This is a genomic window from Chitinophaga polysaccharea (assembly GCF_007829335.1).
Lineage (GTDB): Bacteria > Bacteroidota > Bacteroidia > Chitinophagales > Chitinophagaceae > Chitinophaga > Chitinophaga polysaccharea_B.
Window position 1 is genome coordinate 460,528 of record NZ_VIWO01000004.1, and the last position, 20,936, is coordinate 481,463.

Consider the following 20,936-nt stretch of genomic DNA (forward strand, 5'->3'; position numbering starts at 1 on the left):
TTTTTTAAACTATTCATGATGTTAGATTTTAATCTGAACGAAATAATCGATCTGTTAAAAGAGGCCAATGATAGCGGAATAAAAATATCCTGTGATAATGATAACTTATTGGTGGAAACGGATGAAGACAAAGAGATTGACGCCTATTTCCTCGATAGATTAAGGGATAATAAGCATTCACTGATAGCATATTTTAAGAAACATACCTCCGGCACACCGGACAAACATTTCTCAGGTAGCATAAAGGAAGCCAGGGGTAATGACTACGGAAGGGTGCCGTTGTCGTTCAGCCAGGACCGTTTATGGTTTATTCATCAGCTGGAAGGCAGTGTACAATACCATATTCCCGCCGCATTAAGATTGAAAGGAAAACTGGATATAGGCGCGCTGAACTTTGCCTTGCGCACCGTGGTGAATCGCCACGAAGTACTGCGTACGGTGATACAGCTGGAAGATGGGCAGGCCTGGCAGCAGGTGTTGGAAAAAGACAAATGGGAACTGGATATCATTGACGGCACATCCGGCTATGAAGATCCTGCTGCTCTGCAAACGTTTATCGATGAGTTGGTGCAAAGGCCATTTGACCTGTTCCAGGATCATATGCTACGTGCTCATCTTGTAAGACTGGCGGCGGCGGAATACCTGCTGGTGCTGGTGATGCACCATATTGCCTCCGATGGCTGGTCTACTGCCATCCTGGTAAATGAATTGAATGAGGCATACACCGCCGCCGCCACGCATCGCGAGCCGGTGCTGAACCCACTGGATATCCAGTTTGCCGACTACGCCGTATGGCAGCGTAAATACCTGGCGGGCAATATGCTGGATAAACAGCTTTCATATTGGAAGAAGCAGCTGGATGGGGCTTCTTTATTAAATCTGCCTACCGACTATGAACGCCCCGCAGTAAAGAGTACCCGGGGGGCTTTGGTATCCTTCCATATCAATCAGCAGTTGACAGAGCGGCTGCAGGAATTATCGCAGGAAAATGGCGCTACGCTGTACATGACGCTGTTGGCTGCTTTCAAGGTATTGCTATACCGTTATAGCGGGCAGGAAGATATCAGTATTGGCGGCGTGGTAGCTGGCAGGATGAGAACAGAAATGGAACGCCTGATTGGCTTTTTTGTGAATACATTGGTGTTACGTACCAACTTGGGTGGCAACCCGGCCTTCACCACGTTGCTGCAACAGGTGAAAAATACATTGCTGGATGCGTATGAGCACCAGGAAGTACCCTTTGAAAAAGTGGTGGAAGCGGTAATGGGAGAGCGGGATATCAGTAAAAATCCATTATTCCAGGTAGTTTTTGTATTGCAGAATGTGCCGCCTACCAAGGAGTTGAAGATGGGAGAAGTGGTGATGCAGGATGAGAAGATTATGCGTACCACCAGCCTGTTTGATCTGTCCTGGTCCATGGAGCAAGGTCCCGATGGCATTGATGTAGAAGTAGAATACTATGTAGATATCTTCAGTGAAGCTACCGTTCAGCGGATGGTACAGCATTTTCAGGTACTGCTGCAATCGGCCGTAGATAACCCGGCGCAACCTATCGGCATGCTGCATATGCTCAGTGAAGCCGAAGTGAATCAATTACTGGTATCATTCAATGATACAGCTACGCTCTATCCTTCCGCTGAAAGCGTGGTGTCTATTTTTGAGGGACAGGTAGCCCGTTCTCCAGAAGCGCCGGCAGTTACGTTCGGTAAGCGGCAGCTTAGCTATAAGGAGCTGGACGAACAGGCCAACCAGGTAGCCAACTACCTGGCGGAGCAGGGGATTCAGCCTGGTAATACGATTGCGTTGTTGTCGCGACGCGGCATAGAAATGATTGTTGGTATCTTAGGCATTCTTAAAAGCGGCAATGCCTATGCGCCTTTTCATACGGCCTACCCGGCAGATCGCTTGCATGGCATGATGGAAGACGCCGGCATCACCACGCTGTTATATACCAGCAAGGAGTTGTTCAACGCATCGGGGATGGATCAGTTTACGCCAGGCCTGGATATCAACGCCGCACGTAAAAGTGCCCTAACGCCGCCGGGCATACGAACCGGCAGCGATGCCTGCATCAACGTGATGTATACCTCCGGTACCACTGGGACTCCCAAAGGTATTGCTATCACCAATAAGAATATTATTAACCTAGCCTTCGACCGTGGCGCCACCGCAGTACTACCCGGTGACCGGTTGCTTCAATGTTCCAATTACGCATTTGATGGCACCACCTTCGATATTTACAGCGCGCTGCTCAATGGCGCCTGCTTATGCATGGTGGATGACGACGCAGCCATAGATGTATTTGAATTATCAAGGATCATCGCGGCAGAGAAAATAACCATCGCACTTTTCCCAACCGCCTTATTCCACAACTTTATCGATAACCAGGTTTCCGGGCTGAAACCGATGCGGAAAATTTTGTTCGGCGGCGAAAAAGCCTCCCTGCCCCACCTGGAAAAAGCCCTGGCAGTGCTGGGACCAGGGAAACTCGTAAACATGTACGGTCCCACCGAAATAACCGTGGCAGCTACGTGTTACGAAGTAAATGACGTAAGCGGGAAATTATCTGTTCCCATTGGGTCGCCTATGGCCAATACCAGCATCCGTATACTGGATGAAAATAAGCAGCTGGTACCGATAGGGGTAAGCGGAGAACTTTATGTAGGCGGCGATGGCGTTTCACTGGGTTATGTAAACAGAGCTGATTTAACGGCAGAGAAATATGTAACGCTGGAAAATGCGCCTGGGCGTTGGTACCGCACCGGCGATAAAGCCCGCTGGCTACCAGACGGCACCATTGCTTACGCAGGAAGAATCGACGACCAGGTGAAGATCCGGGGCTACCGTATTGAACCCGGAGAAATAGAACGCGCACTAAACAACCTTCCGGAAGTAGCCGATAGTTGCGTAGTGGTAAAACAGCAATCTACCGGCGAAAAAAGACTGGTAAGTTATTATATCCCCGAACAGGAAGCCGTGCAGCAAAAAGAGTATGAGCTGTCACAGTCGCAGATCGCCAGCTGGAGAGCCTTATACGATACTGCTTACAGCAAGACAGACGAGATAGAAGACCTCGATGAAGAGTTCAACATTACCGGCTGGAACGACAGCTTCACCGGCGGGCCTATTCCTGCTGAAAATATGCAGCAATGGGTAGATGATGTTACCCGCCTGATCATAGCACTGCAACCCAAAAGGGTGTTGGAAATAGGATCGGGTACCGGGTTGATCTATTACCCGATTGCCGATCATATAGACCGTTATATCGGGACCGACTTCTCCCGCGTGTCGGTAGAACAGATCCTGCGTCGCATCGCCAAAGGCGAGCGCCGTTACCCGGATACGGAAATGAAGTTATGTGCGGCACACGAAATTATCCTGGAAGAGAAAGAAGAGATTGACCTGGTGATACTCAACTCCATTGTGCAGTATTTTCCAGGAGCCGCTTACATGACCGATGTATTGGCAAAAGCCATTTCCCTGCTGAAGGGTAAAGGCCGCATTGTAGTAGGCGACGTCCGTGACCTGCGTTTGCTGCCTGCTTTCAAACGCCGCCTGCAACTGGATAAATTGCACGATAAAACCAGTGTACGTGAGTTGGAATGGAGTGTAGAACAGGAGGTGTTAAGGGAAGAAGAGTTGTGTTTTTCCCCTGCCTATTTTTACCATCTGCAAACACGTTTCCCGGAAATCACCCACGTGGAAATTGTATGGAAGCAAGGTGATTATATCAATGAGTTGAGCCTTTACCGTTATACCGTGATCATGCATGTGGGCATTGAAAAACCGGTATTGCAGCCGGAGTGGCAGCCATGGGACAGTATTGCCGATAAAAGCAGTATCATTGACCAGTTAATAAACCGTATCCCGGTGATCGCCTTACAGGACGTACCAGGACATCGGGTATGGAGAGAACGCATGCTGGATCATGCGCTGAAAAACAACCTGTTCGGTAATGTAGGCGACCTATCGGCCTATATCAGCGCGCCGGATGCAGTAACGCATACCGTTAATGAAATATTGGCGGAGGCAACAGCTGCTGGCTACACCTACCGCTTCCTGCTGGATGAAGATCCCCTGAAAGTAAACCTGCTGATAGAACGGGATCGCTTTGATGGTTTTGTAGAGCAATCCTATAGCAATAGCATCAGTTTTACAGACCTGGTGAAGACAAACATCCCACTGTTTACCGATATCTGTGAATCATTGCAGAAAGGCATCAAACAGCAACTGCTGGAGCGCCTGCCGGAGTACATGGTGCCGGCGGATTTTATAGCCTTGCAACAGTTGCCGCTAACCGGTAATGGCAAGGTAGACCGTAAGTTCCTGGCTGCATGGGAAGACATACAACGTAAACGACTGATTAACTACGTAGCCCCCACCAATGAAACAGAACAGCGGCTGGCTGATATCTGGCAGCACCTGCTGGGAATGGACCGTGTAGGTATACAGGATAACTTCTTTGAATTAGGTGGTCACTCATTACTTGCTACACGCGTGGTGTCCGCGGTTCGTAAGGAATTGGATGTGGAGTTGACAGTAAAAGACTTCTTCATTTATCCCACCATTGCGTTGCTGGCAGCATACCTGCTCCAACAGGAAAAAGGTTCAGCTTTGCCGCCGTTGATCGCTGGTCCGCGACCTGCCAACATTCCGCTGTCTTTCAGCCAGGAGCGGTTGTGGTTTATCGATCAATTACAGGGCACCGTGCCTTACCATATGCCGGTAATACTACGCTTGCATGGTAACCTCGACGTAGCAGGCCTGGAATATGCGCTCCGCAACGTGGTAAATGGGCATGAAGTATTACGTACCGTTATTACGCCAAAAGATGGCGTGGCCTGGCAGCACGTCATGGATAAAGACCAGTGGCAACTCAGCATCGTGCCACAAACTCCCGGACTGGCCGATGAAGCCACCCTGAAACAGGTATTAAGCACCCTGGCAGATACGCCATTTGACCTGTGCCGCGATCATATGCTGAGAGCGCATCTGCTGCCGTTATCGGCCCATGAGCATTTGCTCTTGCTCACCATCCACCATATTGCCTGCGATGGTTGGTCAATATCCATCCTGGTAAAAGAGCTGGTGGAACTGTACCGCGCCTACGCAGAAAAACGAGCGCCCATACTGGAGAAACCAGAAATTCAATATGCCGATTATGCCTTGTGGCAGCGCAATAGTTTTGACGGAGCCATCCTGGAGGAGAAAATGGCCTACTGGAACCGGCAATTGCACCACGTACTTCCGTTAGACCTGCCCACAGACTATCCACGACCCGCTGTACAGCAGTTTAATGGCGCCATTAGCTGGTTCCATATCGACCAGGAATTAGCTCAACAGCTGCAACTGTTGTCAAAAGAACAAGGCGTTACCCTGTTTATGACTTTGTTAACCACTTTCCAGGTGTTGCTGCAACGCTACAGTGGCCAGGATGATATTTGTGTGGGCTCACCGGTATCCGGCAGAACACAGCAGGAAACGGAAGGGCTGATAGGCTTCTTCCTGAATACGGTGACATTGAGAACAGATCTCAGCGATAATCCGTCTTTCAGCGTTCTGCTGCAACAGGTGAAAAATACGACACTGGATGCTTATGAACACCAGCAGGTGCCTTTTGAAAAGATAGTAGAACAGCTGGTGAAGGATCGGGATATGAGCCGTAGCCCGCTGTTCCAGGCCATGTTTGTATTGCAGAATACACCACCTGTGCCGGAGTTATTATTGGGTGATCTGCACCTGGCATATGAAGAAGTACCTCATAAAACTACCTTGTGCGACATCACCATTTCTTTGGAAGAGCAGCCCGATGGTATCCGCGGGTACGCCGAATATTGCACTGATTTGTTTAGCGCCGACAGGATTAAACAAATGATGAAGCATTTCGAGCAATTGCTGCGTTCCATCGTCCAGGCACCGGCTGCGCAGATCAATACCCTGCGGATTACTACTCCGGCAGAAGAAGAGCAGCTGCAGGCAGCATTCAATAGCCAGGTAGCAGACTATCCAAGGAACAAAACAATTATCGACCTTTTCGACCGGCAGGTACTGCTCACACCAGATGCAGTAGCAGTAGTGTTTGAATCTACGCAGCTCACTTATCATGAACTGAATAGCCGGGCTAACCAGCTCGCGCATTATTTAAGAAAGCTGGGCGTTCGGGAAGATGCACTGGTACCGGTATTCATGGAACGCGGTGAACAAATGATCATCGCCATGCTGGGCATTCTCAAGGCTGGCGGCGCTTATGTTCCCATCGATCCCGAATATCCGCAGGAAAGGGTCAGGTTTATGCTAACAGATACCGGTGCGCAATACATTGTGACTAACAGTGAAAGTGCCCATTTACTCGAGGTGGAAGCATCCGTTGCCGTAGTATCGCTGGACAGTGATCAGCATATCCTGGAAGAATTCCCGAAAGATAATCCAGAAAGCTTCGTCCATCCGCATCACCTGGCGTATGTGATCTATACCTCCGGTTCTACCGGTCAGCCGAAAGGCGTGTTGCTGGAGCATTACAACGTAGTGCGGTTATTTGAAACCGATACGCCGCTGTATGATTTCGACAGTAACGACGTATGGACCATGTTCCATTCCATGTGTTTCGACTTTTCCGTATGGGAAATGTATGGCGCTCTATTCTACGGCGGCCGCCTGGTAATTGTATCAAAACAGGTGGCCAGGGATGCTGCCCTGTTCGGGCAGCTGTTGCTAGCTGAAGGTGTAACAGTACTCAATCAAACACCGGCTGCCTTCTATGTATTGCAGGAATACCTGGTGGCTAATGCGCCAACGGTGCCTGTCAGGTACGTGATATTTGGAGGAGAAGCGTTGAACCCGGTGATGATAAAGCCATGGAAAGAATTGTATCCGTCTTGCAAGATGGTGAACATGTACGGTATTACGGAAACCACTGTGCATGTAACTTACCAGGAGATAGGTACCGCACATCTGCAAAGCAGCAGCAGTATTATAGGTAAAGCGATCCCTACACTGGGTCTCTATATCCTCGACGCCAACATGCACTTATCGCCGGTAGGCGTGCCGGGCGAATTGTATGTTTCCGGCGCTGGTTTGGCGCGGGGATACCTGAACCGCGAAGTATTAACCAAAGAACGTTTCTTGCCAAACCCATTCAGCAATGACGCAGACTACAACCGCCTGTATAAAACCGGCGACCAGGCCCGCTGGCTGGCCGACGGCAATATCGAATACCTGGGTCGTATAGACCAGCAGGTGAAGATCCGCGGATACCGTATAGAACTGGGAGAAATCGAAAACGTATTATTGCAGAGTGGCCTGGTAAAACAGGTGGTGGTAGTAGCTGCAAATGATAGTACCGGCAGTAAAATACTGGCCGCCTATATTGTTTCGGAAACACGCTTCGATCGCGAACAGCTAATTGGCGTGCTGAAGCAGCGGTTACCGGACTATATGATACCGGCCTTGTTTATTACGTTAGATAAGATGCCTTTAACCTCCAACGGAAAAGTGGACAGGAAGGCATTACCGGATATACACGCCAGCGCGCCGGCTACCCATGAATATGTAGCCCCACGCAATGAAATGGAACAGTTACTGGCCGATGTTTGGCAGGAACTACTGCAGCTGCCACGGGTAGGTATATACGATAATTTCTTCGAACTGGGAGGGCACTCGTTGCTGTCGATGCGCATGGTAGCGGTACTGCGGAAAAAAATAGCCGTGGAGCTCACCGTCAGGTCCATATTCCTGTACCCGGAAATTCATCAGCTGGCCGCCTTTTTAGCCGGACAAGCCACGCAAACATTCCTACCTGCGGTGAAAGCCGGCAAACGACCCGCACGCATTCCGCTGTCCTTCAGCCAGGAGCGTCTCTGGTTTATTGACCAGCTGGAAGGAAGTGTGCAGTATCATGTACCAGCAGTATTGCGGCTTCGCGGATCGCTGGATATCGATGCGCTGTCAACGGCCCTGCGCAGTGTGGTCAACCGCCATGAAATATTACGAACGGTGATCCGGCAAAATGATGGCCGCGGTTACCAGTACATACTGGATGAAAATAAATGGACATTAAACATCACTGATCTGGCCGCCTATAAAGAAGATCCTGCTGCGTTGCAAACCTTTATAAAATCCATCATCGATGTACCGTTTGATTTGTCAACCGACCATATGCTGCGGGCCGACCTCGTAGTACTGGGAGCTGATGAACATATCCTGGTCATCACCACGCACCACATTGCCTCTGATGCCTGGTCTACGGGTATCCTGGTAAAAGAGCTGGTGGCATTTTATATGGCCGCTTCTACCGGCACAACAGTACTCCTGGATAAAATGGAGCTTCAGTATGCAGATTATGCCATTTGGCAAAGAACCTATATCACCGGCGATGTTCTGGATAAACAACTGGCTTACTGGAAAGAAAACCTGGCAGGCATCACCCCGTTGAACCTGCCGCTGGACTACCCAAGGCCACCGGTGAGAAGCACCAGGGGAGGAGCAATTAGCTTCCAGTTGCCTGCTGAGCTGACCGCACAGCTGCATCAATTGAGCCGGCAGGAAGGCGTGAGCCTGTTTATGACCCTGTTCACCGCCTTTAATGTAATGCTGTACCGTTACAGTGGCCAGGAAGATATCTGCGTAGGCAGCCCGATAGCGGGTAGAACCCAACAGGAAATAGAAGGACTCATCGGCTTCTTCATCAATATGCTGGCACTGCGGGTAGATCTGCGGGATAACCCTTCCTTCCGCGCGCTGCTGCAACAGGTAAAACAAACAACATTGCAGGCCTTTGAACACCAGGAAGTACCATTTGAAAAAATCGTAGACCAGGTGGTAGTGGACAATGACAGGAGCCACCGGCCCGTATTCCAGGTAGTATTCGGCTTGCAGAATAACATCAATCAACCAGATCTTCAATTCGGCGATATCGTTTTATCAGAAGAAACGGTAGAACATACGTCTGCCAAATTTGACCTGGTATTCAGCATGGACGAAGATGAAGATGGCCTGAATGGAACAGTGGTATATTGCGCCGACCTGTTTAAAGAAGCAACCGTGGTGCGTATGATCGGGCATTTCCAGCAGCTGCTGCACGCAGTGGCTGCATCGCCGGCACAGCATATTGCTGTATTGCCCATGCTAACCTCCGCGGAAGAACAACAACTGTTGTCTGTAAAAGGCACCTACGAACGGGAACATACCAAACAAATCACTTTTGTAGACCTCTTTGAAGCGCAGGCCAGCCGTTCGCCGCAAGCTACAGCCGTGGTATTTGAAGAGGAGTCGCTGACCTATCGCGAACTGAATGAACGCGCTAATTGCCTGGCACATTATTTAAGAAGCAGACGTGTAAAAGCAGGCACCCTGGTGCCGGTTTGTATGGAACGGTCGCTCAATATGATGGTCAGCATCCTGGGCATCCTGAAAGCAGGAGGCGCGTATGTACCTATCGAGCCTGATTTCCCGGAAGACCGTATCCGGTTTATGCTGGAAGATACCGATGCTTCCAATATCATCACGCTGGGTAAGTATGCCGACCGGCTACAGGCAGATCCTGCAGACATTATACTACTGGACGATGACTGGAACGATATTAAAGTCAACGGCAAAGAAAATCTCCCCGGACTCACCCGGGCAGATCACCCCGTATATGTGATTTATACCTCTGGTAGTACTGGTCAGCCAAAGGGAGTGGTGGTTACACACAATAACCTGGCAGACTACATTGCTGGTCTCACCAACGCTCTGCCTATAAAAGAATGCGGCTCTTTTGGACTCATGTCCAGTATGGCCACTGATTTGGGCAATACCGTGATCTTTGGTGCATTGGCCAATGGGGGCGCGTTACATATCTTCTCGAAAGAGATGGTACAGGATACCACCATTTTATATAACTATCTCGACAGGCACCCGATCGACTGTATCAAAATAGTGCCTTCGCACTGGAAGGCTTTATGTTTACCAGACCGGTTATTGGTACCCGAAAAGCTGCTGATCTTTGGGGGAGAAGCCCTGGAAGCTACCGTAGCAGCTTCAATTTATGCAACGGGCACTGAGTGTACTGTAGTAAACCACTACGGGCCTACAGAAACGACGATCGGTAAATTGCTGCATATCGTCGACAGAAACGCCACTTACAACGAGAGCATTCCGGTGGGTAAGCCTTTCTCCGCTACGCAGGTATATGTACTCAGCAATGAGCTGCAGTTATGCCCGGCAGGTGTTCCCGGAGCGCTGTATATCGGTGGTGAAGGGGTGGCCCAGGGATACCTGAACAATGAAGCGCTGACTGCCACTAAGTTTATCGCAGATCCTTTTAGCGATGGCAGGTTATACAGCACCGGCGATATGGTAAAATATCTTCCGGATGGTAATATACTCTTCATGGGCCGCGTGGATGACCAGGTAAAAATACGTGGTTACCGTATAGAGCTGGGAGAAATAGAAAGAGCGCTGAACAATTGTGCTACCGTAAAACAGGCGGTGGTGATTGTTAAAAATGATCATTTGGGCAATAAACGACTGGTAGCCTATGTAGTAGCTGAAGAGGATGTTGATAAAGATGAAATACTGGAACAGCTAACCGCGCAATTGCCGGATTATATGGTGCCTTCTTTGTTGATGGTATTGGATTATTTCCCCTTGTTGGCAAATGGTAAGATCGACAAAAAATCTTTGCCCGACCCGGATGTACAAACCCTGCAAACAGATAGTTATGTAGCGCCGCGCAATGAACTGGAGCGTACCCTGGCAGGTATCTGGGAAGCCGTGTTGGGCGTAGAAAGGGTAGGGATCAACGATAACTTCTTTGCGCTGGGTGGCGACTCTATCATCACCATACAGGTAGTGAGCCGCGTAAGAAGAAGTGGTTATGAATTACAGGTTGGCGATTTGTTCGACTACCAGACCATTGCCATGTTATACGCGGTGATGTCGGCCCGTAAGAATGCCGCTACATCGCTGTCGGCCGACCAGGAAATACAAAGCGGCAGCTGTGGCTTACTACCGGTGCAACAATGGTATTTTGAAAAAGAAGGTACTACGCCTTCTCACTTCAATCAGAGCATGTTACTGACCATCGACAAGCGTATTCCTTCTTCTACCTTGTCTGCCGCCATTATGCAATTGGTGCAGTATCACGATAGCCTGCGTTTCAAATATACCTGCGGCGCCGGCGGATGGGAGCAGGCGTACAGTACTACCGAGGGGATGTTGAATGTGGTGAACCTGCAAACGGAATCGCTGGACGAGTTACCCGGAATGCTGGAAACGTATGGTAACAGTTATCAACGCAGCATCGATGTAACAACAGGTAATTGTATCAGCGCGATATTGTTTTTAACCCCTGCCGGCGATACACATAACCGTTTGCTGCTGGCCATTCACCACCTGGTGGTAGACGGCGTATCATGGCGTATTTTACTGGAAGACCTGGAACGTTTAATAGATGGCCTGTACCGCAATGAGCCGGTATCGTTGGGTAACAAGAGCAGTTCTTACAGGCAATGGCACGAGGCGCTGGTAAAATACGGACAAACAAATCGCCTGTTGAAGCAGGCCGACTATTGGTCTGGCATAGTGCAGCAGTATAGACCTTTACCGGTAGATAATACCTACGACGAGGTGTTGCGGATAAAAGATATGGCGCATTACCAGGTAAAACTGGGTCCCTTCTTTACACAGAAATTATTGCAGGAAGTACCGGCTGCCTATCGTACAGAAATAAACGATGTATTGCTGAATGCCCTTGCCCTGGCGCTGGATGGCTGGGTAAGCGGCGATGTGGTGATTGGATTGGAAGGACATGGCCGGGAAGATATCGATAAAGGAACGGACGTAGGTAACACGGTGGGGTGGTTTACGAGCCTGTACCCGGTGCTGTTACCTGGAAATAGGGTGGGTAACAGCGGCGCATTGTTGCGTCAACTGAAAGAACAGCTGCGCCAGATCCCTGATAAAGGAATTGGCTTTGGCGTACTGAAATATATCAATAAGCTGGCAGCGTTGCAGGGCAACGATCCATGGGATATCACCTTCAACTACCTCGGACAGTTTGATACCGTAACCAGCGGCGGCAAATGGTTTGCCGTTACCGACGAACCCGCCGGCGCAGAAGTGGGCGATGATTACACCGTGCGTCGTAAAATAGCCGTAAACAGTATGGTTACCGGCGGAGAGCTGGTACTGGACTGGAGCTATAGCAGCAAACATTACAACGACAGCACCATTACAGCGCTGGCGCAAAAGTACATCGATGAACTGGAAACGATTATCCTGCATGGTGTAGGGCAGGCAGCTAAACAGCCGTTGCTCACACCATCCGACTACGGCCTCGGTGGGGTAGTGAGCATTCCGGAACTGGACCAGTTCCTGGATACGCCGATGCCCGGTGATACCACCCGTCGCCAGGAAATTACCGCCATGTACCGGTTGAGCGGGCTACAGGAAGGTATGCTGTTCCATGGGTTGTACGATAACGCGGTAGATGCCTATACAGAGCAGTTTACCTACTTGTTGCATCAAACCGATATCGGCGCGTTTATACAAAGCTGGCAGCACCTGTTGCAGCAACATACTATTCTGCGCAGCGCGTTTTATCACGATGCTTTCCATGTACCGGTACAATGCGTGTACCGTAACGTACAACTGCCGGTAACGTTACTGGACTATCGTCACCTGGATGCGGCTGCCCAGGAAGCAGCCTGGATGGCGCATGAAGCGGAAGTACTGCAGCAAGGCATTGATTTTACGGCGCCGCCATTAATGAAGATAAGCCTCCTGCAGTTAACGGATGATACCTGGCGCATGGTATGGACCTATCATCACCTGTTGGTAGATGGCTGGTCAATGCCCGTATTGCTGGAAGAGCTGCTGCGTACCTATGAGGCGCTGGCATCCGGAAAGCAACCGGAAGCAACTGCCATTGATCATTACGAAGCATACATCCGCTACCTGGAACGGCGGGACAAAGAAGAAGAAGGCGCCTACTGGCGCGGATACCTGGCCGGTATCAGCAACAGTACCCTGCTTCCGTTTATCAGCAGCGCAGACCGGACAAAAGCGCAGGGACGTTATAAAACGACACCAGTGGTACTGGATACAGCTAAAACACGCCTCATTACCGCCTATGCACAGCAACAGCGACTGACCGTGAATACCCTCATGCAGGGCGTGTGGGCGTACCTGTTATACCGGTATACCGGTAATCAGCAGGTGACGTACGGCGCTATCGTATCTGGTCGCCCGGATGATATGCCGGGTATAGAAAGAAAGGTAGGGATGTATATCAATACCCTGCCGGTGCATATCGCCATAACGCCCGAGCTGCCTGTTACCGACTGGTTGCGCGACATACAGGCGGCACAGGTACAAAGCCGTAAATATCAATATACGCCATTGCGTGATAGCCAGCGCTACACCGGTATCAGCGGCGACCTGTTCGATACCCTGATGGTATATGAGAACTACCCGGTTGATGAAGCCACACTGGCCTATCCATGGAAACTGCAGATAGAGCAGCTGCACGTGGAAGAACATACGAACTATCCGCTAAGCCTCACCATAGGAGTGGGACAGGAAATTACGATCCTTTTACAGCACAATACCGATTTATTGTCGCCTGACTATATCAGGCAGATCAGTGAACATTTCTTACAGGTGCTGGAATATATTGTACAGCATCCGGTAGCAAAAACCGGCGACCTGGTACTGCTCACAGAAGCGGAACGCAAACGCATCGCCGTTACGTTTAATACCACCGCATTGCCGCAACCCATTACAGGGAAATCTGCCATAGACCTGTTTAAAGAGCGGGTGGCCATAGCCCCTCGCCAAACTGCCCTGGTATTTGACGCGCAGGAACTTACTTATGGGGAACTGGATCAACGTTCCGACCAGCTGGCATTGTATCTCGTGAGCAAAGGGGTGCAAAAAGAGACGCTGGTGCCTGTTTGCCTGGAACGTTCACCAGAGATGGTAGTGGCCATATTAGCGGTACTCAAGGCAGGCGGAGGATACCTTCCAATCGATCCTTCTTACCCCGCCGCGCGCATCAGCTACCTGCTGGAAGATAGCAGGGCTACGATGATGATCAGCAGCCGGGAGGTAGTTGCCTCATTGGATATACCCGCTCATATTCATCTCATTAAAACAGATGACGACTGGCAGGCTGTTGCTCAACAGCGGGGGATTAGCCTCAGCACCACTCCTGCGCCGGATGATCTGGCCTATGTGATCTATACTTCCGGCAGTACGGGCCATCCGAAGGGAGTAATGATCGAGCATAAAGGATTGGTGAACCTGGCGCTGAACATGGAAGCGGTGCTGCCGTTGACACCTGGCATACGGGTGCTGCAATTCTCCGCTTTCGGTTTCGATGCCTCCTGCTTCGAAATCTTCAGCACCCTGCTTAGTGGTGGTTGCTTAGTGATCCCACATAAAGAGGAGCTGTTGTCGGCAGAAAAATTTGGAGAAATGGTGCGCCAGCACCAGGTGGAATTGCTGTTGCTACCACCTTCTTATCAACATACGATCCGGGAGGAACTGGGAACCATCAAAACAATTATTTCCGGCGGTGAGGCGCTGAACCGGGAAGACACCAGGTATTTCCAGTCAAAAGGCATCCGCGTATTTAACGCTTACGGCCCTACGGAAAACAGCGTTATCACTACCATTACGGACAGCCCGTTGCAGGGCGATACTGCGGTGATTGGTAAGCCGCTGGCAAACGTACAGGTATATATCCTGGATCAGCAAAACGAACTATGCCCGGTAGGCGTAGCGGGCGAAATCTGCGCCGGCGGCGCCGGGGTAGCGCGCGGTTATCTGTATCGCCCAACCCTCACGGCAGAGAAATTTATACCGGATCATTTCAGTGAACAGCCAGGCGCCCGCCTGTACCGCACCGGTGACCTCGGCCGCTGGCTGCCGGATGGCAGCATTGAGTACCTGGGACGAATAGATGACCAGGTGAAGATCCGCGGCTATCGTATTGAGCCGGGAGAAATTGAAAATGCCCTGCTGCAAACCGGCTTCGTCACCCAGGCGGTAGTGCTGGTGAAAACTGATGACAACGGACATAAACGTTTAGTCGCTTACGTGGTACCGCAAGGTACTTTCGACAAGGATCTGGTCCTGCCTTCGCTGAAAGATAAGCTGCCGCCATATATGGTGCCGGCTGTGCTGGTGCCGTTGGAGAAAATACCAGTCACCGCCAACGGAAAAGTAGATAAATCCGCCTTGCCGGAGCCTTATATGGCTACTTCCAATACCCGCGCTATTTTAAATGGCGAAGTGGAACAAACGCTGGCCGGTATCTGGCAGGAACTGCTGGGCATTCAACACATCGACAGAAACGATAACTTCTTCGAACTGGGTGGCGACTCGATTATCACGATCCAGGTAGTAGGCCGGGCCAAACGCTTTGGATATGACCTGAAGCCGAAAGACCTGTTTGTACATCAGACCATCGCAGGGCTGGCAGCATCGCTGGCCACGCGGAAAGAAAAAGTCATTAACGCCGAGCAAGGTATACTCACCGGCAACAGTGGACTGACGCCTATCCAGCAATGGTACCTGGAAGAAGAAACCATTGCGAAACATTTTATTCAACAGTTATTCATCGGCATTGATAAACAAATCGGCGCTGGCATCTTAACCGCGGCAGTACAACAATTAATGCTCCGTCATGATAGCCTCCGGTTTACGTATACCCGTAACAGTGATAGCTGGCAACAGCATTATGGCAGCTATTCCGGCAGCCTGGAGGTAGTGGACCTGCGCGAGATAAACCCGGCAGATTATGCTGCTACGCTGGCTGCTTACTGCGACCAGTACCAGGCAAGTTTACAGCCGGAGGCAGGTATATTACTCCGTGCCGTACTGTTTTTAACACCTGCCTATGAAACGGCCAACCGCCTGCTCATCATCGTTCATCACCTGGCGGTAGACGGCGTATCCTGGCAGATTATGCAGGATGACCTGGAACTTATGCTGGATCAGTTGCCCGGAAATGTACCAGTAACACCGGCGCATAAAACCAGCTCTTACCGGGAATGGCAACAGGCGCTGGCGGATTATGGCCAACGTAACCGCCTGCTGCAACAGCGCGAATACTGGCAGCATATCGTGCAGCAATACCAGCCGCTGAAGGTGGATAAATCCTACCACGGTAAACTGACCGGTAATGATATGGACACGCACACCATACACCTGGATACTACCTTCACCCAACTCTTATTACAGGAAGTACCGAAAGCCTATCATACAGAAATCAATGACGTGCTGCTCGCTGCATTGTCGGCCGCGCTTTATTCCTGGAATGGCGCCGGTGTTGTGGTGGGCCTGGAAGGGCACGGTCGTGAAGACATTGCCGCAAATATCGATATCAGCAATACGGTAGGTTGGTTTACCAGCCTCTATCCCGTATGGTTGAATAATAGTGCGGATACAGCACCCGGCGCTTTATTAAAAGAGATCAAAGAGCAACTGAGACAGTTACCCGATAAAGGGATCGGTTATGGTGTATTAAAATATATCAATAACGATGCAACGCTGCAGGGCAAAGATCCGTGGGACATTACCTTTAACTACCTGGGGCAGGTAGACGCCGCCAGGAGAAGCAGTAAATGGTTCAGCACTGCGCCGGAAGCTGCAGGTACAGGTACTACATCGGATGTCAGCATTCGCCATAAAATAGCTGTAAATGGTGGCATAGAAAATGGGGAGCTGGTATTGTACTGGAGTTTCAGCACCCATCATTATAACGGAAGTACCATACAGGAGCTGGCAGAAGATTACCTATCCCGGTTACAGCAACTGATCACCCATGCGGTGTCGCAGGCAAGCCTGCAACCGGTGTTTACGCCGTCGGACTATGGTTTGGGAGAGGCCGTCACCAACGCAGAACTGGATCACTTCCTGGATACGCCGCTTACAAGTGGAGGCACCCGGAGAGACCATATCACCGGCTTGTACCGGCTGAGCAGCTTGCAGGAAGGTATGTTGTTCCATGGATTGTATAACGGCAACAATGGCGTTTATATCCAGCAGCTCTGCTGTACACTCGATGCACCGGATATCCCGGTATTAAAGGAAAGCTGGCAACATTTGCTGCAACATCATAGTGTATTGCGGAGTAGTTTCTTCGCCAATGTATTCCGGATTCCGGTACAGTGTGTGCACGGGCAGGTAGCCATACCATTCGATGAGCTGGACTACCGGCAGATGAGTGCATCCGCCCGGGAAGCAGCATGGACGGCATATGAAGCCGCCGACCTGGTGAAAGGATTTGATTTCAATACGCCGCCACTGATGCGCATTGCGTTGATACGGTTAACCGATGAGCGCTACCGCATGGTATGGACATTCCACCATCTTTTGCTGGATGGCTGGTCCGGCTCTGTGGCTATCGAAGAATTGCTGCAAACATACGATGGGCTGCTAGCCGGTAAAAAGCCTGCGGCAGTAGAAGAAGAGAAATTCGAAGATTATATCCGTTACCTGGAGCGTCGGGATGAGGAAGAAGAAATCTTGTACTGGAAAGGATACCTCGCATCGGCGGTCAGCGGTACGCTGTTACCGTTTATCAGCGCTACCGCAGAACGTACCAAGGGCGAGGGTATTTACGAAGTACAGGAAATGCAACTCACAGGAGCAGGAGCGAAGCAACTGTTATCCTACGCACAACAACACCGTATCACCGTCAATACCGTGATACAGGCCGTATGGGCGTACCTGTTATACCGCTACACCAGTCAACAGCAGGTTACCTATGGAGTAACGGTTTCCGGTCGCCCTGATGATTTACCCGGTGTAGAAAAAAGGGTAGGGATGTACATTAATACCTTGCCTTTCCATACTACCATCGACCGGGAACAGGGTATTGGGGCCTGGTTGCAGCAAATACAGCAGCAACAGGTGCTGAGCCGGGAGTATCAGTATACCTCGCTCAATGATATCCAGCGCTGGGTGGAAATACCGGGCGACCTGTTTGATAACTTCCTGGTATTTGAAAACTACCCGGTGAGCGATCTGCTGAACACCCACCAGTGGCAGCTGCAGATGGATAATATTGAGATGCGCGATCATGCCAACTATCCTTTGGGTATAGCGGCCGTAGTAGGCGAGTCGGTAGCGGTTCGGTTTAAGTACAATACCGCTTTGCTGGACCGTGCCTATGTGACCGCACTGCGTGGGCATTTCCAGCAGGTGCTGGAATTTATGGTCAGCCATCCGGCAGCTAAAATAAGGGACATTATTTTACTGAATAAACAGGAACAGGCACATATAGCGATCGACTTTAATGCCACGCCGGTCGATTACAACACCGATGGCAAAGCGATCACCGACCTGTTTAAGGAAAGGGTAGCAGCGGCGCCGCAAAGCATTGCACTGTTATTTGAAGACAAGGTGCTTACTTACCAGGAGCTCGACATCCGCGCCAATCAGTTGGCCCATTACCTGGTGAGCAGAGGTGTACAACAGGAAACGCTGGTACCCGTTTGCCTGGAACGTTCCCCGGAAATGATCATAGCCATATTAGGTATCCTGAAAGCAGGAGGCGCCTATCTTCCTATTGATCCGTCTTACCCGGCAGCAAGGATTAGCTACCTGCTGGAAGATAGCCGTGCTACGATGCTGATCAGCAGTCATTCGCTGGTAGCGGAACTGGATATTCCCGACCACATTAATATTACGAGGATAGATGCAGAACGCGGCCTGATTGGCAAGCAGCCTACCCAGGCGCCAGCGCTCGCACCTGAGCCGCATCACCTCGCATACGTTATCTATACATCCGGCAGTACAGGCAACCCCAAGGGCGTAATGATTGAACACAAAAGTGTAGTAAACCTGGCATTAAGCCAGGCAGCATCCCTGAGATTAATACCTGGTATGAGAACATTGCAGTTTGCAGCTTTCGGCTTTGATGCATCCTGTTACGAAATTTTCAATACCCTGTTAAGTGGTGGTAGCCTGGTACTCCCCCGGAAAGAAGACCTGCTGGCCGCCGATAAGTTCGGCGACCTGGTACGGAGGCAACAGGTAGACCTGGTGGTATTGCCACCTTCTTACCAGCACACCATCCGCGAAGAGCTGGGCACCATCAAAACCATCGTATCCGCCGGGGAACCGCTGAACCGGGAAGATGCGAAATACTTCCAGTCAAAAGGTATCCGCCTGATTAACGCTTACGGCCCTACGGAGAATACCGTTTGTACCAGTCTCACCGACGATCCGCTTCATGGCGACACGATTGTAATCGGCAACCCTATTGCCAATGTGCAGGTATACATCCTGGATCAGCACCAGGAACTATGTCCCGCAGGCGTAACCGGCGAAATCTGCGTAGGCGGCGAAGGCGTGGCCCGCGGCTACCTGTATCGCCGCGAGCTGACAGCAGAGAAATTCATCCCGGATCACTTCTCCGGGAAAGCAGCAGCACGCCTGTACCTTACCGGCGACCTCGGGCGCTGGTTACCCGATGGCAGTATAGAATTCCAGGGAAGAATAGACGACCAGGTAAAAATACGCGGCTACCGGATAGAGCTGGGCGAAATTGAAAACGCACTGGAACAGCTGGAAGGCGTCAGCCAGGCCGTAGTGGTGGCAAAAGGCACCACTGATAATAAGTCCCTGGTCGCTTACATCTTACCGGATGGCGCCTTCGACCGGCAGGCGATCAGCACGCAGCTGGAAGGCAAGCTGCCGGATTATATGGTGCCTTCAGTATATGTAAAGATCGATAAGATACCGGTAACACCTAATGGTAAGGTAGACCGGAAAGCATTGCCTGATCCGGACGCAGGTACACTGTCGGCAAATACCTACGCGGCACCCCGCAATGAAACAGAAGCTGTACTGGCGGAGATCTGGCAGCAATTGCTGGAAGTAGACCAGGTAGGTATTCACGACGACTTCTTCGCACTCGGTGGCCATTCGTTATTGTCGATCCGCCTGATCGCCGCTATCCGAAGAAAACTGGGCAAAGAAATAGCGCTGAATAATGTTTTTGATGCGCCTACAATCGCCGGACTCGCCGCCACACTGGATGCACCAGATGTAGATGAGCCAATAACCGCAGCTACCGGTGACAACCACCTCATACCGTTAAATAAAAGCAACAGCCGCACTACCGTATTTATTGTGCCCGGCCAGGATGGCCTGAGCGATGGCTACGACGAACTGGCCAAAGCGCTCACCGCTGCCGCCATGGTGTATGGCATTCAGATGCCGGGTGTATTTGAAGGAGAACGGCCGCTCTATACCGTTGCCGCCATCGCTGCACAGAATATCCGCTGGATAAAAGCATTACAGCCGCATGGTCCATACCGTTTCATTGCCCATTCCTTTGGTGGATACGTACTGTATGAAATGATCCGGCAGCTGGAGAACGCCGGGGAAACCGTGGCCTTCGCCGCCCTATTGGATGCGGATGCCCACCCCGGCCATATTGATGTGCTGAACGGTGGCACCCGCAGCTACCAGGATATCTTCTTCGAATCGGTAGTGGAGGTACTGGAAGAAAATAACATCATCAATGCCACACCACCAGCATGGGTTAAGGAGTTAAAGCAACTGGTACAGCCATTAGGAGTGAAGGCAGTAGTACCATTTATTTCGAACTACCTGAAAGAGAAGATTAACGGAGATAAGCTGGCGCATGTTGACTTTATCATGCGGTTAACGGATATCAAGGTGAGTAACATAGAAGTGCTGAACAACTACCAGGTAGAGGGACAAACCAATGCGACCCTGCATATTGTGAAGGCTGCCGGCGCCCAATGGAAGGAGCTGCCCGACAGCCTTGGATGGGATGCCCATGCAACAGCAGTGCGCGTATTTGTGGCCCCGGGCGATCACTTCTCTATGTTAAAGCAGGAAAATGCCGCGGCCCTGGCGAAATACCTTGGCGAACAATTATCAGCATAGTAGGCGGAAGAAGCTGCTCCGCG

At 50.7% G+C, this 20,936-nt stretch carries 1 protein-coding gene; it reads left to right on the plus strand.

The features are described from left to right. The first annotated feature begins 18 nt into the window (after positions 1-18). Positions 19-20,913 carry a non-ribosomal peptide synthase/polyketide synthase gene (locus tag FHW36_RS16395; RefSeq protein WP_186452484.1) on the plus strand — a complete coding sequence of 6,965 codons (20,895 nt, stop codon included), beginning with the start codon at positions 19-21 and terminating at the stop codon, positions 20,911-20,913. Positions 20,914-20,936: the final 23 nt, after the last annotated feature.

Excerpts from the sequence above, each read along its gene's own strand:
- FHW36_RS16395 (WP_186452484.1), top strand. The coding sequence starts at position 19 with ATGTTAGATTTTAATCTGAACGAAATAATCGATCTGTTAAAAGAGGCC.